Genomic DNA, 24,361 nt, shown 5'->3' on the forward strand with positions numbered 1-24,361 from the left:
GCCCCTTGCCCCCCGGCGCGCCCCGTCTTATGCGCGGCGCACGAGTCCCCAGCCGGAGAGCCGCATGTCCGCCATCGTCGACATCATCGCCCGCGAGGTCCTGGATTCGCGCGGCAACCCGACCGTGGAGGCGGAGGTCATCCTGGACAGCGGCGCCGTCGGCCGCGCCATCGTCCCCTCCGGCGCCTCCACCGGCGCGCATGAGGCGGTCGAGCTGCGCGACGGCGACAAGGCCCGCTATGGCGGCAAGGGCGTGCTGAAGGCGGTCGCCAATGTCGAGGGCGAGATCTTCGATGCCCTCTCCGGCATGGACCCGACCGAGCAGGTCCGGATCGACGAGACCATGCTCGATCTTGACGGCACGCCGAACAAGGCACGCCTCGGCGCCAATGCGATCCTCGCGGTCTCCCTCGCGGTGGCGAAGGCCGCCGCCGAGGACCTCGGCCAGCCCCTCTATCGCTACGTCGGTGGCGTCTTCGCCCGCACCCTGCCGGTGCCGATGATGAACATCATCAACGGCGGCAAGCACGCGGATAACCCGATCGACATCCAGGAATTCATGATCATGCCGGTCTCCGCCGGCACCGGCGCCGATGCGGCGCGGATCGGCGCGGAGTGCTTCGCCGCGCTGAAGAAGCAGCTCCACGACGCGCACCACAACACCAATGTCGGCGACGAGGGCGGCTTCGCCCCGAACATCGGCTCGGCCGACGAGGCGCTCGGCTTCATCGCCAAGGCCTGCGAGGCGGCCGGCCACAAGGTGGGCGAGGACATCATGTTCGCCCTCGACTGCGCCTCCACCGAGTTCTTCCACGACGGCAAGTACGTCATGGCGGGCGAGGGCAAGACGCTCGACCAGGGCGGCATGGTGGACTACCTCGCCGCCCTCTGCGCGAAGTGGCCGATCATCTCCATCGAGGACGGCATGTCCGAGGATGACTGGGAGGGCTGGAAGCTGCTGACGGAGCGGCTGGGCCAGAAGGTCCAGCTCGTCGGCGACGACCTCTTCGTGACGAACCCGGAGCGGCTGCGCCGCGGCATCGAGGGCGGCTATGGCAATGCCATCCTGGTCAAGGTGAACCAGATCGGCACGCTCACCGAGACGCTCGAAGCGGTCGAGATGGCGCATCGCGCCGGCTACAAGGCTGTCATGAGCCACCGCTCCGGCGAGACCGAGGACGCGACCATCGCCGACCTCGCGGTGGCGACGAATTGCGGGCAGATCAAGACCGGCTCGCTCAGCCGCTCCGACCGGCTCGCCAAGTACAACCAGCTCATCCGGATCGAGCAGCAGCTCGGCCCGGCGGCGCGCTATGCCGGGCGCAACATCCTGCGCCGCTGAGCGGCGGGCGTGACCGGGCCGGCGGTCACGCCGGCGCTGGTCCGGGCGCTCTATCGCCAGCATCTCGGCCGGGAGGCCGAGAGCGAGGAGGCCGTGGCCGGGCATGTCGCCCGCCATGGCAGCCTGGACGCGCTGATCGCCACGATTGCGGGCTCCGACGAGGCGCGGGAGCGGCAGCGCCGCTCGGCGGCGGCGGCGCGCATGCAGGCCTGGCGCCGGCGCTCGGGTTTCCCGCCCGGGGCGCGCCGCATCCTGCTCTTCGGCGCCTACGGCAATGGCAATCTCGGCGATGCTGCCCAGGCGGAGGCTGTTGCGGCGCTGCTGCAGCAGGCGGCGGGCGTGCCGCTCCACCTGCACGCGGTCTCCTGGATCGATGCGGCGCCCGACTACCCCTTCGACCCGGCCTCCCGCCTGCCGGCCGAGGCGATCACTGCCCCGGATACGCTGCGCCTCTACGACCTGTTGGTGATCGGCGGCGGCGGGTTGTTCGGCGCGGTCCACCATCCGCTCCTCGACCCCGAATGGCATGCGGTGCTGGCCGGGCTGCCGCTGCCCTATGCCCTGGTCGGCGTCGGCGCCGACAGCATGCTGCCGAAGGAGCCGCAGCTCGGGCCGCATTGGGACGGGCTGCGGGCCGGCGCCGCCTTCCTGTCGGGCCGCGACCTTGCCTCGCTCTCGGCCATGCCGGAGGCGCATTGGCTGGCCGATCCGGTCCTGCTGGCCTGGCTGCGGGCCGGGCGCGGGACGCCCCGGCCGCCGCGCCCCGGCGCGCGGCCGCTCTGCATCGTCAAGCACGCCCAGGATGCGGCCGAGGCGCAGTTCCTCGATCAGGTCGCGGCGCTCGGCTCGGACTGCGACGTCGCGGCCATTGAGCCGTGTCGGGAACAGCACCTCGCCGCGCGCTGGCCGGGCATCCGCTTCGTGACCGACTGGGCGGAACTCGAGGCGCTCTGCGCCGCCGCCTCGGTGGTCGTGTCCGCCCGCTACCACGGCTGCATCGCCGGCCTCCTCGCGGGGGTGCCATGCCTGGCCGCGGCGGTCGGCAAGACCTGGGTGCTCTTCGACACGCTGGGCCAGGCGGACCGCTTCATCCCAGCCGGCCGGGACCTCCGGCCCTACCTGGAGAACCCGCCCCCGCCGCTGGCCGGGGACAGCTTCCGGCCGATGCTGCAAGCGGGAGAGATGGCGCTGCACCAACTGGGCGCGTTGCTGCGCGACCTGCCGCTTCGGGCTGGCGCCTGATCCACGATCGGCATACAATTCTTCTTGTAAAATCCCGCTGCCGCTGATTCCCTGCGGCCGGTCTTGCTGGGGAAGTGCCGGATATGTCCTTTGGCCGTGCGCTCAAGCGCCGGGTCCGCGATGCGATGCTGCCGGTCGCCTTCGCGGCGCTTTGCGGCTATTTCGCCTGGCATTCCCAGCATGGCGATTTCGGGCTGGAGGCGCGCGACCGGAAGCTGGCCGACATCGCCCAGGCCCGCGACGCGCTGACGAAGGCCGAAGCCGAGCGTGACGCCATGGAGCGCCGGGTCGCCGGCCTGCGCGGCGACCGAATCGACCGCGACCAGCTCGACGAGCGGGCGCGGGCGCTGCTGAACCTCGTCGGCAAGGACGAACTCGTCATCCCCTACGAGCCCGGCAAGCGGCTGTACTGACGCGGCGCCGCGCCGTCCTTCCCTGGCCGTGACGAAGGTGGCGCGATTCCCGCCGCCGGTCAGCCCGGTGGCGGCATGGCCGGCGTCCGCTCCCCCACCCAGCGCCAGCCGCCGCGCCGGCGCGTGAGCCGCCTCGCCATGTCCTGCAGCGCCCAGAAGGCTCGCACCGCATGGCCGCGGCCGGGCAGGGGCGGCAGGCCGCCCGGCCAGGGCCAGAAGGGGCTGCCGCGGCCATAGGCCCAGATAGCGATGCGGCAGGCCGCGCCCGTGGCATGGCCCCGCCGGTGCAGGCCGCTGGTATCGGCTATGACCAGGGTGTTCGGCGCGACGGCCAGCTTGCGCGGTGGCGGATAGCCGAGGCGGGCGAGCACCACCTCCTCGATCCGCAGCGAGCCCTCGCGCGTCATCCGGTCGGGCGAGGTCGCGGCGCCGACCGAGATCCGCCGTTCCCAGGCCAGGTGGCGCCGGGTCGGGCGGTGGGAACCGGGGACATAGGTGAAACCCGCCTCGTCCTCTCCCACGTCGGTCAGGAAGAGCCAGGACTTCACCGTCGGGTGGAAGGTGTCGCTGTGCCAGTGGCTCTGCACATCGACCGGCGCGTCGCGCACGCCGCTGAACACCGTCTGGATGAAGAGATGCGGCGCGCTGCGGAAGCTGCCGGCATAAGCGTGCAGCCCCTGGTAGCGCGCGCCGAGCAGCGCGGCGCGCGCCGCCGGCAGGTCGCGCAGCGCACGCGCGTCGAGCGGAATCAGCCGCGTCAGGGTGGAGCCGTCGGCGAATTCCCGCGCCGCGGTCCGATGGCCGAGGATCTCGGCCCGCAGGGCCTCGAAATCCGCGGGCGGCAGGAGGTTCGGGATCACCAGGAAGCCGTCGCGGTCGAAGGCCGCGCGTTCCTCCGGCGTCAGCGCATCGGCAAGGCTTGCGCGGCGCCGTGCGCCCAGGCGCAACGCAAGGCGCTTCCGCGCGATATGCAGGCCATACCGGTTGAGCGTGGCGCTGCCGAGCACGGGATTGGCCTCGAAGCTCTTGGCGCCGCTGGCGAGGGCCAAGGCATGGATTGGCGCGAGCAGCCACTGGGCCCAGCCGGGCATCCGATCTCCTGTCCTGCCGTCACGCGATATCGCGAGGTGATATTGCGGAAGAGCATCCTCCTGTCCACGGCCGGCGAAAGCTGCGCGGCGACCCCAGTCACCATCCTGGTTCTTGCGTGCTGGCGGGCCGTCGCGCAACGGTTCCCGACGCGACCGGAATTGCGTTAACCGATATCCGGTTAAGGCCTGTATTGCGTTGCAACATCGGGCTTTTTTCATGCCGCTGACGCTTGTCGCAAAGCGGCGAGCCGCGTAGATCACGCCCACCGGAGACGAGAAGGGAGCCGCAGAATGGCCCAGGCCACGGACACCGCGGGCGCGAAGCGCCGGCCCCGGTCGGCGAAGGAAGCGCCGATGACCCGGGACGAACTCCTCCAGGCCTACCGGGACATGCTCCTCATCCGACGGTTCGAGGAGAAGGCCGGCCAGCTCTACGGCATGGGCCTGATCGGCGGCTTCTGCCACCTCTATATCGGCCAGGAAGCGGTCGTGGTCGGCATGCAGGCCTGCCTCGAGCCCGGCGACCAGGTCATCACCTCCTACCGCGACCACGGGCACATGCTCGCCACCGGCATGGAGGCGCGCGGCGTCATGGCGGAGCTGACGGGACGCATCGGCGGCTATTCCAAGGGGAAGGGCGGCTCGATGCACATGTTCAGCCGCGAGAAGGGCTTCTTCGGCGGCCATGGCATCGTCGGCGCGCAGGTCTCGCTCGGCACCGGCCTCGCCTTCGCCAATTGGTACCGCGAGAGCCGCAACGTGTCGCTCACCTATTTCGGCGAGGGCGCCTCGAACCAGGGCCAGGTCTATGAGAGCTTCAACCTCGCCGCCCTGATGAAGCTGCCCTGCATCTACATCATCGAGAACAACAAGTACGGCATGGGCACCAGCGTGGAGCGCGCCAGCGCCTCCCGCGACCTGTCGAAGAACGGCTCCCCTTGGGGCATCCCGGGCGAGCAGGTGAACGGCATGGACGTGATGGCGGTGAAGGAGGCCGGCGAGCGGGCCGTCGCCCACTGCCGCGCCGGCAACGGCCCCTACCTGCTGGAGATGAAGACCTACCGCTACCGCGGCCACAGCATGTCCGACCCGGCGAAGTACCGCACGCGGGAGGAGGTGCAGAAGATGCGCGAGCAGTCCGACCCGATCGAGACCGCGCGCAAGATGTTGCTGGAGCAGGAAGTGACCGAGGCGGACCTCAAGGGGATCGACGACGAGGTGAAGCGGATCGTGCAGGACGCCGCCGACTTCTCGCAGCAGTCGCCCGAGCCGCCGGAGAGCGATCTCTGGACCGATGTCCTGATCGAATCCGCCGCCGGGGAGGCCCGCTGAGATGGGCGTACAGATCCTGATGCCCGCGCTGTCGCCCACCATGACGGAGGGCAAGCTGGCGCGGTGGCTGAAGCAGGAAGGCGACGAGGTCCGCTCCGGCGACGTCATCGCCGAGATCGAGACCGACAAGGCCACCATGGAGGTCGAGGCGGTCGACGAGGGCAAGCTCACCCGGATCCTGGTGCCCGAGGGCACCGAGGGCGTCTCGGTGAACTCCCCGATCGCTGAGCTGGATGGCGGCGGCGAGGCCGCATCGAAGGGCGCGGCGCCCGGCGCCGATACCGCCATGCCGCAGCATCCGGCCCCGCCCGCGGCGGCGAGCCCGGAGGTCGGCCAGGTCGCCAAGCAGGCCGAGGATTACGGCGCCGTCGCCGCCCGCGGCCAGGAGCGGCGCGAGGGCGCGGCCAAGGAGGGCGAGGCCGCCGCGGCGCCGGAGAAGGACTGGGGCCCGACCAAGTCGATGACGGTGCGCGAGGCGCTGCGCGACGCCATGGCGCTCGAGATGCGGCGCGACAAGGACGTCTTCCTCCTCGGCGAGGAGGTCGCGCAGTACCAGGGCGCCTACAAGATCAGCCAGGGTCTGCTGGACGAGTTCGGGCCGCGGCGGGTGATCGACACGCCGATCACCGAATACGGCTTCACCGGCATGGCGGTGGGCGCGGCCTTCACCGGCCTCAAGCCCATCGTCGAGTTCATGACCTTCAACTTCGCCATGCAGGCGATCGACCACATCATCAACAGCGCCGCCAAGACGCTGTACATGAGCGGCGGCCAGCTCGGCTGCCCGATCGTCTTCCGCGGCCCGAACGGCGCCGCCGCGCGCGTCGCGGCGCAGCATTCCGGCGAGTTCTCCTCCTGGTATGCGCATGTGCCGGGGCTGAAGGTGCTGGCGCCCTGGTCGGCGGCGGATGCCAAGGGGCTGCTGCGGGCCGCCATCCGCGACCCGAACCCGGTCGTCTTCCTCGAGAACGAGATCCTCTACGGCCACAGCTTCGAGGTGCCGACGGATGACGAGTTCATCCTGCCGATCGGCAAGGCGAAGGTGGAGCGCGCCGGCAAGGACGTGACGATCGTCGCCTTCTCCATCGGCGTCACCTGGGCGATGCAGGCGGCCGAGGAGCTGGCGAAGCAGGGGATCGAGGCCGAGGTGATCAACCTCCGCTCCATCCGGCCGATGGATACCGAGACCATCGCCAATTCGGTCAAGAAGACCAACCGCCTGGTCACGGTGGAGGAAGGCTGGCCCTTCGCCGGCACCGGCGCCGAGATCGCCATGCAGGCGATCGAGGCCGCCTTCGACTGGCTGGATGCGCCGCCGCTGCGCGTCTCGGGCAAGGACATCCCGATGCCCTATGCCGCCAACCTGGAGAAGCTGGCGCTGCCCTCCGTCGCCGACATCGTCGCGGCGGCGAAGCGCGTGTCCTACAAGTAGGGGGGCGTCCGCATGGCCACCAATATCCTGATGCCCGCCCTCTCGCCCACCATGACGGAGGGCAACCTGGCGCGCTGGCTGAAGAAGGAAGGCGACCAGGTCAAGGCCGGCGACATTATCGCCGAGATCGAGACCGACAAGGCGACCATGGAAGTGGAAGCCGTCGACGAGGGCATCCTCGGCAAGATCCTGGTCGGCGACGGCACCCAGGGCGTGAAGGTGAACGACCCGATCGCCGTGCTGGTCGAGCCGGGCGAGAGCGCCGAGGCGGCGCCCGCGCCCGCCCCGAAGGGCGATGGCGGCGCGGCGCAATCGGCGAGCCCGAGCGAGGCGGCGGCGCTGGAGGCGACGCGCGGCGGCAAGGTCGCCGGCGCGGCGGAGCAGCCGGTCTCCATGCCCGGGCCGCAGCCCTCGGCCGCCCCGGCGCCGAAGGCGAACGGGCACGACACCTCGTCGCATGGGGAGCGCGTCTTCGCCTCGCCGCTCGCGCGGCGCATGGCGCAGCAGGCCGGGCTGGACCTCGCCGCGCTGAAGGGCAGCGGCCCTGGCGGCCGCATCGTGAAGTCGGACATCGAGGCGGCGCTCGCCAAGGGTCCGGCCGCGAAGCCCGCGCCCGCCCCGCAGGCGGCTGCGCAGCCCGCGCCCGCCGCGGCGCCCGCGCCGAAGCCGGCTGCCCCCGCCCCGGTGGTCACCGCGCCGCACACGCCGGTGCCGAACAGCAGCATGCGGAAGGTCATCGCCCGGCGCCTGGCGGAGTCGAAGCAGACCGTCCCGCATTTCTACGTCTCGATGGATTTCGAGATCGACGCGCTGCTGAAGCTGCGCGCCGACCTCAATGCCAAGTCGCCGAAGGAAGGCCCCTCCGCCTTCAAGCTCTCGGTCAACGACATGGTCATCAAGGCGGTGGCGGCGGTGCTGCGGCGCTTCCCCAACGTCAATGCCATGTGGACCGACGACGCGATCCTGCAGTTCCAGGACGTGGACATCTCCATCGCTGTCTCGACCCCCGCCGGCCTGATCACGCCGATCATCCGCAAGGCCGACCAGAAGGGCCTGTCCACGATCAGCAACGAGATGAAGGAACTGGCCTCCCGCGCCAAGGCGAACAAGCTGAAGCCCGAGGAATTCCAGGGCGGCGGCTTCTCCATCTCCAACATGGGGATGTATGGCGTGAAGGATTTCAGCGCCATCATCAATCCGCCCCAGGCCGGCATCCTGGCGGTGGCCGCCGGCGAGCAGCGGCCGGTGGTGCGGAAGGGTGAGCTGGCGGTCGCCACCGTGATGACCTGCACCCTCTCGGTCGACCACCGCGTCATCGACGGCGCGCTGGCGGCCGAGTTCATGCAGGCGTTGAAGGGCGTCATCGAGGACCCGCTGAGCCTGATGCTGTGATCGACCATGTCTCGATCACGGTGCCGGACCTCGCCATCGCCGCGCGCTTCTACGACGCGGTGATGGCGGCGCTCGGCGTCCCGGCGGTCGGGCATGACGACACGCGGCTGCGCTACGGGGAGCGCTGCGACGCGGAGCATCCGCAGCGCAGCTACCTGACCGTGCGGCCGGGCCCGGCGCCCGAGGCGGCGCAGGGCCGGCACTGGTGCTTCAAGGCGCCGGACCGGGCGGCGGTCGACGGGTTCTGGCAGGCGGGCCTGGCGGCGGGCGGGGCGGATGACGGCCCGCCGGGCCTGCGCCCGCACTACCACCCGCACTACTACGCCGCCTTCCTGCGCGACCCCGCGGGCAACCGGATCGAGGCGGTCTGCCACGGGGCGACGGCATGAGCCTCCGGCTGCGCGAGGCCAGGCCCGGCGACCTCGGGCTGGTCGTCCACTTCGTCCGCGCGCTGGCGGAGTACGAGAAGCTGCTGCATGAGGTGCAGGCGACGGAGGAGGACTTCCGCAACCTGCTCTTCGGCACGCCGGCGCGGGCCTCGGCCATGATCGCGGAATGGCAGGGCGCGCCGGCCGGCTTCGCCCTCTGGTACTACAGCGTCTCGACCTTCGACGGGCGCGCCAAGCTTTATGTCGAGGATGTCTTCGTGAATCCCGGGGCGCGCGGGCAGGGGATCGGCAAGGCCCTCTTCGCCGAGCTTGCGCGCCGCGCCCTGGCGGAGGGATGCAGCCGGATGGAGTGGTCCGTGCTGGACTGGAACGCGCCCTCCATCGCCTTCTACCGCTCCATCGGCGCCCTCCCGCGGGAGGGCTGGACGCTGCAACGCCTCAGCGGCGATGCGCTCCGCGAACTGGCCGCCACCGCCCCGCCGCCGGGCGGCGCCCCGGCCGCGCACTGAGATCAGGAGACGCACATCATGGCCGACACCTCTTTCGACCTGATCGTCCTCGGCGGCGGCCCCGGCGGCTACGTCGCCGCCATCCGCGCCGCCCAGCTCGGCATGAAGACCGCCGTCGTGGAGCGCGAGCACCTCGGCGGCATCTGCCTGAACTGGGGCTGCATCCCGACCAAGGCGCTGCTGCGCAGCTCCGAGATCAATCACCTGCTGCACACGCTGGATGCCTACGGCTTCGCCGCCGACAACATCCGCTTCGACCTCGGCAAGATCGTCAAGCGCAGCCGTGCCGTGGCGAACCAGCTCTCGGGCGGGGTGAAGCACCTGCTGCGCAAGAACAAGGTCACGGTCTTCGACGGCCATGGCAAGCTGGCCGGCAAGGGCAAGCTGGCCGTCACCAAGGACGGCAAGCCGGTCGCCGATCTCTCGGCCAAGCACATCATCCTGGCGACCGGCGCCCGGGCGCGCGTGCTGCCGGGGATCGAGCCGGATGGCAAGCTGGTCTGGACCTACCGCGAGGCCATGGTGCCCGACAGCATGCCGAAGCGCCTGGTCGTCATCGGCAGCGGCGCCATCGGCGCCGAGTTCGCCAGCTTCTACCTCAATCTCGGCGCCGAGGTGACGCTGGTGGAGGTTCTGGACCGCATCCTGCCGGTCGAGGATGCCGAGATCAGCGCCTTCGTCCAGAAGGCCTTCCAGAAGCAGGGCATGAAGATCCTGACCGGCGCCAAGGTCCAGGGCCTGCGCAAGAACGGCGCCGAGGTGACGGCGGTCATCGAGGCCGGGGGCAAGGTGCAGGAGATCGTGGCGGACCGCATCATCTCGGCGGTCGGCATCGTCGGCAATGTCGAGGATATCGGTCTCGAGGGCACCGGGGTGAAAGTGGACCGCACCCATGTGGTGGTCGACGAGTTCTGCCGCACCGGCGAGCCCGGGGTCTATGCCATCGGCGATCTCACCGGCCCGCCCTGGCTGGCCCACAAGGCGAGCCACGAGGGCGTGCTCTGCGTCGAGGCCATCGCCGGCAGGAACGACGTCCACCCGATGGACACCGGCAACATCCCGGGCTGCACCTATTGCCGCCCGCAGGTCGCCAGCGTCGGGCTGACCGAGGAGGCCGCGAAGAAGGCCGGGCACGAGGTGAAGGTCGGGCGCTTCCCCTTCATCGGCAACGGCAAGGCCATCGCCATGGGCGAGCCGGAGGGCATGATCAAGACCGTCTTCGATGCCAAGACCGGCGAGCTGCTCGGCGCCCATATGGCCGGGCCCGAGGTCACGGAGATGATCCAGGGCTACACCATTGCCAAGACCATGGAGACGACCGAGGCCGAGCTGATGGAGACGGTCTTCCCCCATCCGACCATCTCGGAAGCCATGCACGAGGCGGTGCTTGATGCCTACGGCCGGGTGATCCACATCTAGGTCATGGTCATCCGCCAATGGTCAGGCCGGGCCTCTCCGGGCAACCGGGGAGCCTATCCCGCGCATTTCCGGCAGAATGTGCTGCCGGCGCTGCGCGGGCTGCCGGGCTTCCGCGGCGCGCAACTGCTGGAGCGCGAGGCGGAGGGGCTGGTGGAGTTCCTGGTCCTGACCAGGTGGGAGTCGATGGACGCCGTCCGCCGCTTCGCCGGGCCGGAGCCGGACCGGGCGGTGGTGGAGCCGGAGGCCGAGGCGGCGCTGGTCGCCTTCGACCGGGAGGTGCTCCACTACGCCGTGGTGGACGAGGCGCCCTGATGGAAGGCGGTCGGACGGGTATGACGACACGGATCGAGATCGACCACCGCGCCGGGGGGACGACCCTCGGAGCCGGGCCTGCGGCGGGCCGGCCCGATCCGGCGCTGCGGCACCCCGAGAAGGCCCACCGGCCCGACAACCCGATCCAGCGGAAACCCGCCTGGATCCGGGTGAAGGCGCCGACGCACCCGGTCTATCACGAGACCCGGGCGCTGATGCGGGACAACAAGCTGACCACGGTCTGCGAGGAGGCGGCCTGCCCCAATATCGGGGAATGCTGGTCGCAGCGCCACGCCACCATGATGATCATGGGCGAGACCTGCACCCGCGCCTGCAGTTTCTGCAACGTGGCGACCGGCCTGCCCAAGGCCCTGGATGCGGACGAGCCGCGCCGGGTCGGCGATGCGGTGGCCAAGATGGGCCTGCGGCACGTCGTCGTCACCAGCGTCGACCGGGACGACCTGGACGATGGCGGGGCGGAGCATTTCGCCAGGACCATCCGTGCCATCCGCGCCGCGGCGCCGGAGACGACGATCGAGGTCCTGACGCCCGATTTCCTCCGCAAGGACGGCGCGCTGGAGGTGGTGGTCGAGGCCCGCCCGGACGTCTTCAACCACAACCTGGAGACGGTGCCGAAGCTCTACCCCACCATCCGCCCGGGCGCGCGCTACTACCACTCGCTGCGCCTGCTCGACCGGGCGAAGCAGCTCGACCCCACCATCTTCACCAAGTCCGGCCTGATGGTCGGCCTGGGCGAGGCGAGGATCGAGGTGTTGCAGGTGATGGACGACCTGCGCTCGGCGGAGGTGGATTTCCTCACCATCGGGCAGTACCTGCAGCCCAGCGTGAAGCATGCCGCGGTGGAGCGCTTCGTCACGCCCGACGAGTTCGAGGACTATGCCCGCATGGCGCGCTCGAAGGGCTTCCTGCTGGTCTCCGCCACGCCGCTGACCCGCAGCAGCTACCACGCGGACCGCGATTTTGCCGCGCTGAAGGCGGCGCGTGAGGCGAAGTTGGCGGCCGCCTGATGCCCACCCATGCCGAGAAACGGCTGCTCCGCTACACGCCGGAGCAGCTCTTCGACATGGTGGCGGATGTCCGCCGCTACCCGGAATTCCTGCCCTGGTGCGTCGGCGCCCGCGTCATCTCCCGCAAGGAGCATGAGCTGATCGCCGACCTGACCATCGGCTTCAAGATGTTCCGCGAGACCTTCCGCAGCCAGGTCCTGCTGGAACGGCCGGACCATGTGCATGTGAAGTACCTGAACGGCCCCTTCCGCTACCTCAACAACCACTGGCGCTTCCATCCGCGCCAGCACGGCAGCGAGACCTGGACGGAGGTCGACTTCTTCGTCGATTTCGAGTTCCGCTCCCGCCTGCTGCAGGCCGTCATCGGCACCGTGTTCAACGAGGCGGTGCGGCTGATGGTCCGTGCCTTCGAGAGGCGGGCGATGCAGCTCTACGGCCGGCCCACGGCCGCGCCGCCGGCGGCGGCCCCAGCGCCGCAGGCGTAAGGGGCTCGCCGCAGGCGTGAAAGGCTCACCGCAGGCGTAGCGAGCCCGCCGCAGGCGCAAGGCGCTCGCCGCAGGCATGGACGCTTCGCCGCGGGCCTGAACCCTTTCTTTACCCCGCCGTCGCCAGACTGCGGGGCATGAGATCGCTCCTCAAGCTCCTCGTCACCCTCATCGTGCTCGGCACCGCCGTCCAGCAGGGCTGGCTGCAGGCCGGGACCCGCTTCGTCGCCGGCCTGTTCGGGGCGAATCCCGCGCTGGTGGGGGAGGGTGGGATGGATGGCCTGGCGATTGTCCAGGGCCTCGGCCCTCTCATGTGGATGAGCCTCTCCGGCACCCTGCGAAACCTGCCGGATCCCTGGTACACCCTCGCGGTCATGACCGCCGGCATCGTCGCCGTGGTGCTCGTCGTCGGCATCCTCCGCACGGCTTTCCGCGCCACCATCCGGGTCACCGGCTGGCTGCGCGACGTCTGGGTCTGACCGGCCGGCCGCATCAGCGCCGCTGATCGCGGCATCACCGCTTTGCGTTGGACCGAAGCGCCGCGGTCGGGCCAGCCTTGCCGCATGGGATACGTCCTCTACGGGGACCGGCGATCCGGTTCCTCGACCGTCGAACTGGCGCTGGCCGAGATCGGCGCCGAGGCCGAGCTTCGACCCGTGCCGCTGGAGCGCGACGCCCAGCTCGCCGCGGAGTACCGGCGCATCAACCCCATGGGCCGCGTGCCGACGCTGCTGCTGCCGGACGGCACCACCGTCACGGAGAGCACGGCGATCCTGCTGACGCTGGAGGCCCGCCATCCCGGGGCCGGCCTGCTGCCGCCCGGCGACGATCCCGGCCGTGCTACGGCGCTGCGCTGGATGATGCTCGCGGCCTCCGAGATCTATCCCTGCGTCACCCGCTTCGACTACCCGGATCGCTTCGGCGCCGATGCGCCCTCCATCCGCACCCGCGCCACGGAGATGGCGCGCGAGATCTGGCGGCTGATCGAGGACGGCGCGCGGCCGGACCCCTTCGTGCTCGGCGCGCGCTTCTCGCTGGCCGACATCTACCTTGCCGTGCTGTCCCGCTGGATGGGGAACGAGGCCTGGATGCCGGGCCATTGCCCCCGCATCCAGGCCCTGGCCCGTGCCGTCGCCACGCGGCCGCGCCTCGCGGCCGCCTGGGGCCGGCATTTCGAGGTGCCGGCCTGACCATCGTCAGAGGTGCACCGCCTCCGGCGCGAAGAAACCGATGCCGGTCAGCGCCACGCCCACCAGGCCCAGCACGATGCCGCCCACCGCCAGCAGCGGGACCCCGGTGATGATGGAGGCGGAGGCGAGCACGATCGCCACCTGGAAGGCCGCCGCCCCGTACTCGTAGTGGTGATAGGCGGCCATGTCCCGGTCGCGCTTCGCCTCGGCGGCGCGGGCGCGCTCGGTCAGTTCCCTGCGACCGTCGCCGGTCGCGGGCTCGCTCTCCCACCGCGCGATGGTGTCCCGCCAGACCTTCTGCTGCGCCTCGATCGCCGTCCGCAGCGCCGGGTCGGATGCGGCGGCCCGGTCCAGCTCCGTCTCCTCGACGGCGGTCCGCAGCGTGGTCTGGCGGATGGTCCGCGCCTGGAAGAAGGACCAGAGATTCGCCGCCTCCACGTTGCGCGTGATGGCCTCGGTCTGCGCGCTCTTCGCGCCGGTCTCGGCCAGCGCCAGGAACAGCGCGAGGATGGCGATCAGCAGCGCGATGCGCTTGTCGCCGCTATGGTCGACATGGGCGTGCCCGGCCATGGATTTCCCGTCATCCGTTGGAGAGGCTGCGCTCATGCCACGCCGCCGCGGATTCGGGGAGGGCTTGAACTCGCCCCCGGGTGGACAGGCCCGGGTGGACAGGCCCGGCCGATCGCCGCAGCCTGCGCGCCTTTTCACGGAGCCGTCCCATGGTCCATGCCCCCGCCCGTCCCCCCGCCGGCGCCCCGCCCGTCCGCATCAACCTCTACTCGGACACCCAGACCCGCCCGACGCCGGCGATGAAGGAGGCGATGATGCGCGCCGAGGTCGGCGACGAGCAGCATGGCGACGACCCGACCGTCCATGCCCTCTGCGACCGGATGGCCGCGCTGATGGGCAAGGAGGCCGCGATGTTCCTGCCCAGCGGCACCATGTGCAACGTCGTCGCTATCCTCACGCATTGCCAGAAGGGCGACGAGGTCATCGCCCACGAGACGGCGCATATCCTGACCAGCGAGGGCGGCACCCATGCCGCGCTGACCGGCGCGCAGATCACCCCGCTGAAGGGTCCGCGCGGCATGTTCACCGCCGACCAGGTCCGCGCCGCCATCCGCCCGCGGACGCGCTACGCCCCGCCGCAGCGCCTGCTGGAGGTGGAGCAGACGGCGAACATCGGCGGCGGCGCGGTCTGGCCGCTGGAGCAACTCAATGCCGTCGCCGCCGTCGCGCATGAGCAGGGCTGGGCGACCCATATGGACGGCGCCCGCCTGATGAATGCCTGCGTCGCCGCCGGCATCGCGCCGAAGGACATGGTGGCCTCCTACGACAGCGTCTGGCTCGACTTCACCAAGGGCCTCGGCGCGCCGCTCGGCGCCGTGCTCTGCGGCAGCAGCGAGTTCATCGGCGCCGCCTGGCGCTGGAAGCAGCGCCTCGGCGGCTCCATGCGCCAGGCAGGCCTCTGCGCCGCCGGCTGCCTCCACGCCCTCGACCATCATGTGGATCGGCTGGCCGAGGACCACGCCAATGCCAGGGCACTGGCCCGCGGCCTGGCGCAGATCCCGGGCGTGGTGGTGGAGGAGCCGGACACCAACCTGGTCTTCTTCGACGTCAGAGGCGCCGGCACGACGGTGGAGGAGTTGCAGCGCAGGCTGATGCTGAAGGGCGTCGCGGTCAGCGGCCTCGGCGGGCGGGTGCGTGCCTGCACGCATCTCGACGTCACCGCGCCGATGATCGAGGAGGCCGTGGGGCATATCCGGGAAGCGCTCGCCGCCTAGCCGCAAGGGGGGAGAGAGCGAACTCTCTCCCCCCTTGCATCCCCCCTCTCTCCTTTTTCTCCGGGTCTGCCGGCGGCATCATCCGACTCGATGACGGACACGGGCAGACGGATCCGCGGCGCGCGCGCCGACAGCACCGGCCGCGCCGCCGAAGAGGCGGCGGCTGAGGCACTCGGGCGCGATGGCTGGACCGTCCTCGCGCGGCGCGTCCGCACGTCGGCCGGCGAACTCGACCTCGTCGCCGAACGCGACGGGCTGCTGGCCTTCGTCGAGGTGAAGGCCCGGCCGAGCCTCGCCGAGGCCGCCGGCGCCCTCGGCCCGCGCCAGCGGGCCCGCCTGACCGTCGCCGCCGAGTGCTGGCTGGCGGAGAACCCCGGCCGCGGCCAGGCCGGAATCCGCTTCGATGTCCTGCTGGTCGCTGCCGACGGCACGGTCCGCCGCATCGCCGACGCCTTTCGCCTGGGCGATGCCTGACCGGCACGCAGCCGCCGCTTGACCCCCGGCGCTCCGGTCCCGGATGCTTCCCGGCAAGGAATACCGCCAGGGAAGGAAACCGCCATGCTGCCACGCCGCGCCGCCCTCACCCTCGTCGCCGGGGCTGCCGCCACCGGCCTCGCCCGCCCCGCCGCCGCCCAGGGCGACCTGCAGCGCGCCGCCCGACCGGAGGATGTCGGCCTCGCCCGCGACCGCCTGGCCCGCATCCCCGCCTGGCTGCAGGCGGAGGTCGAGGCCAACCGCATCCCGGGCGCGGTTGTCGCCATCGGCCGCGGCAGCCGACTGGCGATGCTGGAGGCCGTCGGCTTCCGCGACCGCGACGCGAAGGCGCCGATGCAGCGCGATTCGCTCTTCCAGATCGCCTCCATGACCAAGCCCGTCACCTCGCTCGCCGCGATGATGCTGGTGGAGGAGGGGCGGCTGATGCTCTGGCATCCCGTCAGCCGCTACATCCCGGAGTTCAAGGAGACGAAGGTCGGCACGGAGCGCGCGCCGCTCGAGCGCGAGCCGACCGTGCTCGACCTGCTGCGCCACACCTCCGGCCTCACCTATGGCGCGCTGCCGGTGCCGGGCGGCGCCGGCGTGCATCCGGTGCAGGAGGCCTATGGCACGGCCAAGGTCAACGACCTCGGCCAGACCGGCGCCGAGTTCGCCGCCAACATCGCCCGCCAGCCGCTGATGGCGCAGCCCGGCACGCTCTGGGAGTACAGCCACAGCACCGACGTGCTCGGCCGCGTGGTCGAGGTCGCCTCCGGCCAGCCGCTCGACGCCTTCTTCCAGGAGCGTATCCTCGGCCCGCTCGGCATGGCCGACACCGCTTTCTGGGTGCCGCCGGAGAAGGCCGCGCGCCTCGCCGCCGCGCAGGTGGATCCCGTGACGAACCGCCGCCAGGCGATGTTGCCTGTCACCGACCGGCCGAAGTGGTTCTGGGGTGGCCAGGGCCTCGTCTCCACCGCCGGCGACTATGTGCGGCTCTGCCAGATGTTCCTCAATGGCGGCCGGCTGGGGGAGGCGCAGCTCGTCTCCCGCCGCACCGTCGCGCTCATGGCCTCCGACCACCAGCCGCCGGGGGTGCAGTTCGGCCCCGGCCTGCTGCGGCTCTTCGGCGGCCTCGCGCCGGCGCCGGTCACCGGCTATGGCTTCGGCCTCGGCTTCGCCGTCCGCACCCTGGAGGGACGCAGCCCGGTGCCGGGCAATGTCGGCGACTATTTCTGGGCCGGCGCCTTCGGCACCTATTTCTGGATCGACCCCAAGGAGGAGCTCTACGCCGTCCTCATGCTGCAGGGCCCGTCCGACCGCGTGCAGTACCGCTACGCCATGCGGCAGCTCGTCTACGGCGCGCTGAGCTGAGGTGGTGCGGTGATCCGCCACACAGATGCAGCGAGACCGATCCCAGGTTCGTCCTGCGTTCACGAACCGCGCGGAGGAGATGACGCCTGACGCGGTAGGCCTCATGCAAGGGGGCTGCAGGCCGCCCTCGGTGCTGCGCGTGCGGCACACCCGGACAAGCGGCTGACGCCGTGGTTCCAGGACGGTTGGACGCACTGCGTCCAACGGATTTGGCCAGAAGGGGCGCGTCCGATCGGTGGTGACGGTCCTCCCCGGGAACGGTAAGGGGCAGAAATCCCGTCAGGTACATCGCTATGTTCCTCGCCTCCTTTCCATCCTCCAGGCGCCTTCGGCTTCATTCCGGACGCACTCAGCGGAGACTCATTTTCCTTCTGGGTGGAGTCATTGTCGGCGCCGCCGCGGTTGCACTGGCCTTGCTGGCGGACGAGGCGCAGGACGCGTTCCAACGCCTCATCTCGCGTTGGCGCTACGCCTCTCTCGTTGTCACGCCGCTCGGTCTCGGGATCGCGGCCTATCTGACGCGGCGGTTCTTTCCCAACTCCCAAGGCAGCGGCATCCCCCAGGCGATTGCGGCCAGACACCTGCGGGACCAAAGGGCCCGCGGGACTCTGGTGTCCATTCGGATCGCCATCGGCAAGATACTGCTGACGCTGTTCGGGCTGCTCTGCGGCGCTTCCATCGGCCGAGAGGGGCCGACGGTGCAGGTCGGTGCTTCCATCATGTTCGCTATCGGCCGCCTGTCGCCGCGGCGGCAACCCGGTCTGATCCTTGCCGGCGCCTCGGCGGGGGTCGCCGCCGCCTTCAACACCCCGCTTGCAGGCATCGTCTTCGGGATCGAGGAGATGAGCCGAGCCTACGAGGCCAAGACGAGCGGGCTTCTGATCGGCGGTATTGTCGCCGCCGGCCTGACCTCACTGGCCCTGTTCGGCGACTACACCTACTTCGGCACCACCTCGGCCACCCTGCAGGGCCCCTTCGGTTGGCTCGCAGTGCCGGTCTGCGGCGCCGTCGGCGGACTGCTGGGCGGCGTCTTCAGCCGCATCCTGATCGAGGCTGCAAGGGGATTTCCTGGCGTCGTGGGGCGCGCCATCAAGCGCCACCCGATTCTCTTCGCCATGCTGTGCGGCCTCGGCACGGCAATCTGCGGTCTCGTCTCGGGAGATACCATTTACGGGACCGGCTATGGCCAGGTGCGGGCACTGCTCGACCATGGCGTGCCGCTGCCGCAGTCCTTCGGCCTAGTGAAGATGGCAGCCACGACGCTTGCCGCCATCAGCGGCATTCCGGGTGGCATCTTCTCGCCTTCCTTGGCCATCGGGGCGGGCATTGGGTTCAATCTGTCCACGCTCTTTCCCGGCATCCCCTTCGAGGCCTTGATCCTGCTCGGAATGGTCTCCTATTTCGCCGGAGTGGTTCAGGCGCCTATCACCGCGTTCGTGATCGTCACCGAGATGACCGGCGACCATGCCATGGTCATTCCCCTCATGGCCGCGGCCTTCACCGGCTATGCCGCCTCGCGTCTCGTCTGCCACGAGGGGGTCTATCATGCGCTGGCGAAGAACTTCCTCGCCGCCGTCACCGCGTCAGGCCAGCCACCGCGGCAGGAGGCCTCTCGCCAGCACCAGGTCGAGTAGGCTCTCAGCAGGCTTTCGCGGCTTGGGGCCTATGGCGTGCGGCCCAATCCCCTGTGATGGAAGCCTGCTTCCGATCCTCTTGCGGCGCAAACCCCGAGGGGTTCGCTCAGGGCAGGCCATGCCTGTCGTGCCGCACTTCCCCCACCACGCCCCGCAGTCTCGCCGCGGCGCTGGCCGCGGGAGCGGATGCCTTTAGCGTCCCGCCGCGCCGCAGGCCGAGGATCCCCTGACCTGTGCGGGCGACGGCGCGGGCATCCAGTGCCGCGGAACCGCCCAGGGGCCGCCGCCTCACCCGTCCGACCAGGCACGGAGGCGCCGGCGGTGCCGTATTGCGCCCCTGGTCGAATGACCTAGGATCAACGGCAAGTAAGGATGAGCCTGGGGAAATGTCCGATGCGCCGGCTGCGGCCGCGCTGCCCCGCCGCGCGCCGGCAGCCCACCGAGGGCCATGCCGTCCCGTGCGGCCGGCCCGTTCCCCATCCCGCCCGTCCTGTCGGAGGCGTGCTGGCGCCCCCGGCCACGAGCTGACGCAGGAGAGGAACAACCATGGCCGCACCGCCTTCCGCATGGCGTGACCGCCTGAAGCCGCATGTCCCGAAGCTGGTCGAGACGACCCACGACCATGCCTACGGCGATGTCTGGGAACGCCCGCAACCCTCGACGCGGGAGGAGGTCGCCGAGGCCAGCGCGTATCCGGCGATGGCTGCCGGCTGGCCGGCGGCCATGACCGCCTCGCAGGTCGCGGTGGATGTCTTCGACGACCAGGACAGGGCAAGGAGCTGAGGCCATGAAGATCGGGTTCATCGGCCTCGGCACCATGGGTGCCTTCATGGCGGCCAACCTGCAGAAGTCGCAGCACAAGCTCATGGTGCTGGACGTGCGGCGGGAGGCCGCGTCGCAGCACCTCGAGGCCGGCGCGGAATGGGGCACGACGCCGCGCGCGATCGCCGAAGCCTGCGACGTGGTCTTCACCAGCCTGCCCGGCCCGAAGGAGGTGGAGGCGGTGGTCTTCGGCCCGGACGGCTTGCTGGAAGGCGCGCGGCCGGGCCTCGCCTATTTCGACCTCTCGACCAACAGCCAGGCGCTGATGCGCCGCATCCATGCCGCCTTCGCGGAGAAGGGTGCGCAGGCCTTCGACGCGCCGGTCTCCGGCGGGCCGAAGGGGGCGGAGACCGGTAAGCTCGCCATCTGGGTCGGCGGCGACCGCGCGACCTATGACCGCCACAAGAAGGTGCTGGACGCGATCGGCGACCAGGCCGCCTATGTCGGCGAGATCGGCCAGGCGACCGTCGCCAAGCTGGTGCACAACATGGCGGGCTATGCCATCCAGACCGCGCTGGCCGAGGTCTTCTCCATGGGCGTGAAGGCGGGGCTCGATCCGCTCGACCTCTGGAAGACCGTGCGGCAGGGGGCGCTCGGGCGGCGCCGCACCTTCGACCGGCTGGCCGACCAGTTCCTGACCGGCCGCTACGAGCCGCCGGCCTTCGCGCTGCGCCTCGCCCACAAGGATGTCACGCTGGCGACCAACCTCGGGCGCGACCTCGGCGTGCCGATGCGCTTCTGCCAACTGACGCTCGAGGAGATGAACGAGGCGCTCGGCCGCGGGCTCGGCCAGCTCGACAGCCGCGTGCCGATGCGGCTGCAGCTCGAGCGGGCCGGGGTGGAGGTCGCCTGCGATCCGGCCGCCGTGCAGGCGGTGCTGGATTCGGACAAGGGCTGAGGCCGTGTCCGGCGACTGGCAGGTCTACGCGCTGCGCTACGCGACGCGCGCGGCGCGGCGGCACGAGCATTTCATCGGCGGCGACCCGCATGATGCGCCCATGCCCATGGACTACTTCGTCTGGGTGATGGTGCGGCACGGCAGCGCCTGGGTGCTGGACACCGGCTTCACCGCGGAGGTCGCCGCGCGGCGCAAGCGCGACTGGCTCCGCTGCCCGGTGGAGGGGCTGCGCCTGCTCGGCATCGAGCCCGACGACGTCGAGGACGTGGTCATCAGCCACCTGCACTACGACCATGTCGGCAGCTTTCATAAGTTCGAACGGGCCCGCTTCCACCTGCAGGAGGCGGAGATGCGCTACGCGACCGGCCGCTACATGTGTCACCACCGCCTGCGGCACTCCTTCGAGGTCGAGGACGTCGCCGGCATCGTGCGGATGACCTTCGCCGACCGCGTCACCTTCCATGACGGCGATGCCGAACTGGCGCCGGGGCTGCGGATCCATGCCTGCGGCGGCCACTCCATGGGCCTGCAATGCGTGACCGTGGAGACGGCGCGGGGGGCGGTCGTGCTCGCCTCCGACGTCGCGCATTTCTACGAGAACCTGGAGGCCAGGCGGCCCTTCACGACAGCCTTCCATGTCGGCGACATGCTTGAGGGCTTCGACCGGCTGCGCGCCCTGGCGCCCGGCCCGCGCCACATCGTGCCGGGCCATGACCCGGAGGTGATGCGGCGCTACCCCGCGGTGCCGGGGCTGGAAGGCATCGCGGTGCGGCTGGACCTGGAGCCGATTGAATAAGGGAAAACGTCATGGCGGAATCGCCGCGCACGCTCTTCGAAAAGATCTGGTCGAGGCACCGGGTGCTGGAGCGGGAGGATGGCCAGACGCTGCTTTATGTCGGCCGCCACCTGCTGCATGACGGCGGCGCCACCGCCTTCGACGTGCTCCGCCGCCGCGGCCTGAAGCCGCGCGCGCCGGAGCGCATCTTCGCCACGCCCGACCACTATGTCTCGACCGCCGGCCGCAAGCTGGAGGAGATCGAGGATCCCCGCCACCGCGAGATGGTGGAGAAGCTGGCCCGCAACACCGCCGAGCACGGCATCCGGCAATTCGGCCTGGGCGACCCCAACCAGGGCATCGTGCATGTGATGGGGCCGGAGACCGGGATCTCCCAGCCCGGGCTGCTGATGGTCTGCGGCGACAGCCACACCTCGACGCATGGCGCGCTCGGCGCGCTCGCCTTCGGCATCGGCAGCACGGAGGTCGCGCATGTGCTGGCGACCCAGACGCTCTGGCAGCGCAAGCCCCGCACCATGCGCATCACGCTGGACGGGACGCTCGGCCCGCAGGTGACGGGCAAGGACGTGATCCTCGCCATCATCGCGCGCATCGGCGCGGCGGGCGCGACGGGGCATGTCATCGAATATGCCGGCAGCGCCATCCGTGGCCTGTCGATGGAGGGGCGGCTCACGCTCTGCAACATGTCGATCGAGGCGGGCGGCCGCGCCGGCATGGTGGCGCCGGACGAGACCACCTTCGCCTATCTCCATGGCCGGCCCTTCGCGCCGCAGGGCGCCGACTGGGACGATGCCCTCGCCCGCTGGCGGCAATTGCCGAGCGACGCGGGCGCCACCTTCGATACCGAGGTCTCGCTGGACGGAAGCGCCATCGAGCCCATGGTCACCTGGGGCAACAGTCCGGAGGACGCGCTGCCCATCCACGGCGCCATCCCCGACCCGGCCGAGGCCGCGGATGCCGAGCGCCGGGCGCAGATGGAGCGCATGCTCTCCTATATGGGCCTGACCCCCGGCACGCCGCTGACCGAGATCGCCGTGGACCGCGTCTTCATCGGCAGTTGCACCAACAGCCGGATCGAGGACCTGCGCGCCGCCGCGGCGGTGGCGAAGGGCCGCAAGGTGGCGGAGGGCGTGCGCGCCTGGGTCGTCCCGGGCAGCGAACCGGTCAAGCGCCAGGCCGAGGCCGAGGGGCTGCACGAGGTCTTCCGCGGCGCCGGCTTCGAATGGCGCGAGCCCGGCTGCTCCATGTGCCTCGGCACCAATGGCGACATCGCAGCACCCGGGGAGCGGGTGGCCTCGACCTCGAACCGCAACTTCATGGGCCGCCAGGGCCCGGGCGCGCGGACCCATCTGCTGAGCCCGGCCATGGCCGCGGCCGCGGCGGTGACGGGCCGCTTCGCCGATGTCCGCCGCCTGGTGGGGGCCTGAGCGATGGAAGCCTTCCGCCACCTCGACGCGGTCGCGGTGCCGCTGCCGCAGCCGAATATCGACACGGACCGGATCATCCCGGCCCGCTTCCTCTCCCGCCCACGGGAGGTCGATCACGGCCAGTTCCTGTTCCACGACGCGCGCCGCCTGCCCGACGGCTCGCAGGACCCCGACTTCCCGATGAACCGCCCGGCTTGGCAGGCGGCGCGGATCGTCGTCGCCGGCCGCAATTTCGCCTGCGGCAGTTCGCGGGAAAGCGCGGTCTGGGCGCTCTTCGATGCCGGCTTCCGCTGCGCCATCGCCCCCAGCTTCGGCGACATTTTTCGTAATAACGGCACCAAGAACGGGTTGCTGCCGGTGGTGCTGCCGGCCGAGACGGTCGACGCGATCATCGCGCAACTGGAAGCCGACCCTGGCGCTAGCATCGCGGTGGATCTGCCCTCGCAGACCGTCACGGCGCCTGACGGCAGCGTGCATGGCTTCGACATCGATCCCTTCGCCAAGCATTGCCTGCTGGAAGGCCTCGATGATTTCGGCCTGACCGCGACCTATGAGGACGAGATCGCCGCCTTCGAGCGCCGCTACGGCCGGGAGAACAGGCTGTGACGCTCGGGCGACGCGCGGCGCTCGGCCTCGTCCTCGCGTCGCCGGCCCTCGCGCAGGGGGTCGAGGACTGGCCGAACCGCCCCATCCGCCTGATCGTCGCCTTCGCCGCCGGCGGCGCCGCCGATACCGCGGCGCGCACCTGCGGCCAGAAGATGGCGGAGATCCTCGGCCAGTCCGTCATCATCGAGAACCGCACCGGCGGCAATGCGGTCATCGCCGCCAATGCGACGCTGCAATCGCCGCGGGACGGCTACACCTTCCTCGTGGATGCGGCGAACCAGTTGACCAATCCGCCGCTGATGAAGGACCTCTCCTTCGACTACCGCACCGCCTTCGTCCCGGTCAGCCAATTCTGCCTCTTCCCGCAGGTCATCGCGGTCAAGCGCGACTTCCCCGCGCGGACGATCCAGGAATTCATCGCCATCGCCAGGGAGAAGCCGAACAGCATCAGCTACGGCACGCCGCCGGCGGCGGGCATGGCGCATTTGGCCGGGGAGGTCTTCCAGCGCCGTGCCGGCATCCGGCTGGTCCACACGCCCTATCGCGGCGGCGCCGATGCGGCGCGGGACATCGCGGCCGGCGTGCTGGACGCGGTGCTGATCACCACCAGTTCCATCCGCCCGCCGGTGCAGGCGGGGCAGGCGCGCATCCTCGCCGTCACCAGCCTGCAGCGCGTGCCGACCCTGCCCGATGTGCCGACCTTGGCCGAGAGCGGCTTCCCCGGCTACGACATGAACGACTGGAACGGCGTCTTCGCCGCCGCCGGCACGCCGCTGCCCATCATCGAGAAGCTGGCGTCGGCCATCGCCAAGGCCACGGCCGATCCGGGCGTGCGGCAGCGGATGGATGCGGCGGGCGCCATCATGGTGGGCAATAGGCCGGCCGAGTTCCGCGCCTGGCTGGCGACGCAGCGCGAGATCTGCGAACAGGTGATCCGGGAGGCCGGCATCACCCTGGGATAGCGCGGTCCCCT

26 protein-coding genes are annotated in these 24,361 nt (G+C 70.7%); 24 read left to right on the forward strand and 2 right to left on the reverse strand.

The features are described from left to right. Window positions 1-64 precede the first annotated feature (64 nt). The 3 genes from eno (at window position 65) to Q7A36_RS08920 (ending at window position 2,997) form a co-directional block, all read left to right on the forward strand. Window positions 65-1,342: a phosphopyruvate hydratase gene (gene eno, locus Q7A36_RS08910; RefSeq protein ID WP_305103331.1), complete on the forward strand. Its 1,278-nt coding sequence runs from the start codon at window positions 65-67 to the stop codon at window positions 1,340-1,342. Window positions 1,343-1,351: 9 nt separating this feature from the next. After that, window positions 1,352-2,584 (forward strand): polysaccharide pyruvyl transferase family protein, encoded by a 1,233-nt coding sequence (locus Q7A36_RS08915; RefSeq protein WP_305103332.1) that lies wholly within the window; start codon window positions 1,352-1,354, stop codon window positions 2,582-2,584. A gap of 83 nt (window positions 2,585-2,667) precedes the next feature. Then, entirely contained in the window at window positions 2,668-2,997 is a 330-nt protein-coding gene (locus Q7A36_RS08920) for an FtsB family cell division protein (protein ID WP_305103333.1), read from the forward strand. 59 nt (window positions 2,998-3,056) lie between these two features. On the opposite strand, the gene Q7A36_RS08925 is transcribed toward Q7A36_RS08920, so the two are convergent. Further along, window positions 3,057-4,088 (reverse strand): phytanoyl-CoA dioxygenase family protein, encoded by a 1,032-nt coding sequence (locus Q7A36_RS08925; RefSeq protein WP_305103334.1) that lies wholly within the window; start codon window positions 4,086-4,088, stop codon window positions 3,057-3,059. 354 nt (window positions 4,089-4,442) lie between these two features. Here Q7A36_RS08925 and pdhA point away from each other — a divergent pair, with 354 nt between their 5' ends. From pdhA to Q7A36_RS08980, 11 genes are all read left to right on the forward strand, one after another. After that, on the forward strand, window positions 4,443-5,420 hold the full coding sequence (pdhA, locus tag Q7A36_RS08930) for a pyruvate dehydrogenase (acetyl-transferring) E1 component subunit alpha (RefSeq protein ID WP_305103335.1): 978 nt from the start codon (window positions 4,443-4,445) through the stop codon (window positions 5,418-5,420). Between the two features lies 1 nt (window position 5,421). Further along, window positions 5,422-6,852, forward strand: coding sequence for a pyruvate dehydrogenase complex E1 component subunit beta (locus Q7A36_RS08935; RefSeq protein WP_305103336.1), 1,431 nt, complete (start codon window positions 5,422-5,424; stop codon window positions 6,850-6,852). 12 nt (window positions 6,853-6,864) lie between these two features. Beyond that, entirely contained in the window at window positions 6,865-8,244 is a 1,380-nt protein-coding gene (locus tag Q7A36_RS08940; protein WP_305103337.1) for a pyruvate dehydrogenase complex dihydrolipoamide acetyltransferase, read from the forward strand. Next, on the forward strand, window positions 8,241-8,633 hold the full coding sequence (locus Q7A36_RS08945; RefSeq protein ID WP_305103338.1) for a VOC family protein: 393 nt from the start codon (window positions 8,241-8,243) through the stop codon (window positions 8,631-8,633). Before Q7A36_RS08940 ends, Q7A36_RS08945 begins: the two co-directional genes overlap by 4 nt. Beyond that, window positions 8,630-9,142, forward strand: a complete 513-nt coding sequence (locus Q7A36_RS08950; RefSeq protein WP_305103339.1) for a GNAT family N-acetyltransferase — start codon at window positions 8,630-8,632, stop codon at window positions 9,140-9,142. The genes Q7A36_RS08945 and Q7A36_RS08950 overlap by 4 nt, the downstream gene beginning before the upstream one ends. 18 nt (window positions 9,143-9,160) lie before the next feature. Further along, window positions 9,161-10,561, forward strand: a complete 1,401-nt coding sequence (gene lpdA, locus Q7A36_RS08955) for a dihydrolipoyl dehydrogenase (RefSeq protein ID WP_305103340.1) — start codon at window positions 9,161-9,163, stop codon at window positions 10,559-10,561. A 3-nt stretch (window positions 10,562-10,564) separates the two neighbouring features. After that, a complete protein-coding gene (locus Q7A36_RS08960) occupies window positions 10,565-10,873 on the forward strand; it encodes an antibiotic biosynthesis monooxygenase family protein (protein WP_305103341.1) in 309 nt (102 codons plus the stop codon). A 20-nt stretch (window positions 10,874-10,893) separates the two neighbouring features. Continuing rightward, entirely contained in the window at window positions 10,894-11,901 is a 1,008-nt protein-coding gene (gene lipA, locus Q7A36_RS08965) for a lipoyl synthase (protein ID WP_305103342.1), read from the forward strand. Then, window positions 11,901-12,386 carry a type II toxin-antitoxin system RatA family toxin gene (locus tag Q7A36_RS08970; RefSeq protein ID WP_305103343.1) on the forward strand — a complete coding sequence of 162 codons (486 nt, stop codon included), beginning with the start codon at window positions 11,901-11,903 and terminating at the stop codon, window positions 12,384-12,386. The genes lipA and Q7A36_RS08970 overlap by 1 nt, the downstream gene beginning before the upstream one ends. 137 nt (window positions 12,387-12,523) lie before the next feature. After that, the gene (locus Q7A36_RS08975; protein WP_305103344.1) at window positions 12,524-12,865 is read left to right on the forward strand and encodes a hypothetical protein; all 342 of its coding nucleotides are present in this window, start codon (window positions 12,524-12,526) and stop codon (window positions 12,863-12,865) included. Window positions 12,866-12,949: 84 nt separating this feature from the next. Continuing rightward, a complete protein-coding gene (locus Q7A36_RS08980) occupies window positions 12,950-13,576 on the forward strand; it encodes a glutathione S-transferase family protein (RefSeq protein ID WP_305103345.1) in 627 nt (208 codons plus the stop codon). Window positions 13,577-13,582: 6 nt separating this feature from the next. Here the strand turns inward: Q7A36_RS08980 and Q7A36_RS08985 are convergent, their stop codons facing one another. After that, window positions 13,583-14,146, reverse strand: coding sequence for a DUF4337 domain-containing protein (locus tag Q7A36_RS08985; RefSeq protein WP_305103346.1), 564 nt, complete (start codon window positions 14,144-14,146; stop codon window positions 13,583-13,585). Window positions 14,147-14,295: 149 nt separating this feature from the next. Here Q7A36_RS08985 and Q7A36_RS08990 point away from each other — a divergent pair, with 149 nt between their 5' ends. From Q7A36_RS08990 to Q7A36_RS09035, 10 genes are all read left to right on the forward strand, one after another. Beyond that, window positions 14,296-15,360: a threonine aldolase family protein gene (locus Q7A36_RS08990; RefSeq protein WP_305103347.1), complete on the forward strand. Its 1,065-nt coding sequence runs from the start codon at window positions 14,296-14,298 to the stop codon at window positions 15,358-15,360. Between the two features lie 90 nt (window positions 15,361-15,450). After that, a complete protein-coding gene (locus tag Q7A36_RS08995; protein ID WP_305103348.1) occupies window positions 15,451-15,834 on the forward strand; it encodes a YraN family protein in 384 nt (127 codons plus the stop codon). An 84-nt stretch (window positions 15,835-15,918) separates the two neighbouring features. Further along, the gene (locus Q7A36_RS09000; RefSeq protein ID WP_305103349.1) at window positions 15,919-17,205 is read left to right on the forward strand and encodes a serine hydrolase domain-containing protein; all 1,287 of its coding nucleotides are present in this window, start codon (window positions 15,919-15,921) and stop codon (window positions 17,203-17,205) included. A 293-nt stretch (window positions 17,206-17,498) separates the two neighbouring features. Beyond that, complete coding sequence (locus tag Q7A36_RS09005; RefSeq protein ID WP_305103350.1) at window positions 17,499-18,839, forward strand: chloride channel protein; 1,341 nt, start codon at window positions 17,499-17,501, stop codon at window positions 18,837-18,839. Window positions 18,840-19,385: 546 nt separating this feature from the next. Continuing rightward, a complete protein-coding gene (locus tag Q7A36_RS09010) occupies window positions 19,386-19,622 on the forward strand; it encodes a hypothetical protein (protein WP_305103351.1) in 237 nt (78 codons plus the stop codon). A 4-nt stretch (window positions 19,623-19,626) separates the two neighbouring features. Further along, window positions 19,627-20,559: an NAD(P)-dependent oxidoreductase gene (locus Q7A36_RS09015; protein ID WP_305103352.1), complete on the forward strand. Its 933-nt coding sequence runs from the start codon at window positions 19,627-19,629 to the stop codon at window positions 20,557-20,559. Window positions 20,560-20,563: 4 nt separating this feature from the next. Further along, window positions 20,564-21,355, forward strand: coding sequence for an N-acyl homoserine lactonase family protein (locus Q7A36_RS09020; protein WP_305103353.1), 792 nt, complete (start codon window positions 20,564-20,566; stop codon window positions 21,353-21,355). An 11-nt stretch (window positions 21,356-21,366) separates the two neighbouring features. Then, complete coding sequence (leuC, locus tag Q7A36_RS09025; protein ID WP_305103354.1) at window positions 21,367-22,782, forward strand: 3-isopropylmalate dehydratase large subunit; 1,416 nt, start codon at window positions 21,367-21,369, stop codon at window positions 22,780-22,782. A 3-nt stretch (window positions 22,783-22,785) separates the two neighbouring features. Continuing rightward, on the forward strand, window positions 22,786-23,388 hold the full coding sequence (gene leuD / locus Q7A36_RS09030) for a 3-isopropylmalate dehydratase small subunit (protein WP_305103355.1): 603 nt from the start codon (window positions 22,786-22,788) through the stop codon (window positions 23,386-23,388). Further along, window positions 23,385-24,350 carry a Bug family tripartite tricarboxylate transporter substrate binding protein gene (locus Q7A36_RS09035; RefSeq protein WP_305103356.1) on the forward strand — a complete coding sequence of 322 codons (966 nt, stop codon included), beginning with the start codon at window positions 23,385-23,387 and terminating at the stop codon, window positions 24,348-24,350. Before leuD ends, Q7A36_RS09035 begins: the two co-directional genes overlap by 4 nt. The last annotated feature ends 11 nt before the right edge of the window (window positions 24,351-24,361 follow it).

The sequence above is a fragment of the Paracraurococcus lichenis genome (genome assembly GCF_030657435.1).
In the GTDB taxonomy this organism is placed as follows: Bacteria; Pseudomonadota; Alphaproteobacteria; order Acetobacterales; family Acetobacteraceae; genus Paracraurococcus; species Paracraurococcus lichenis.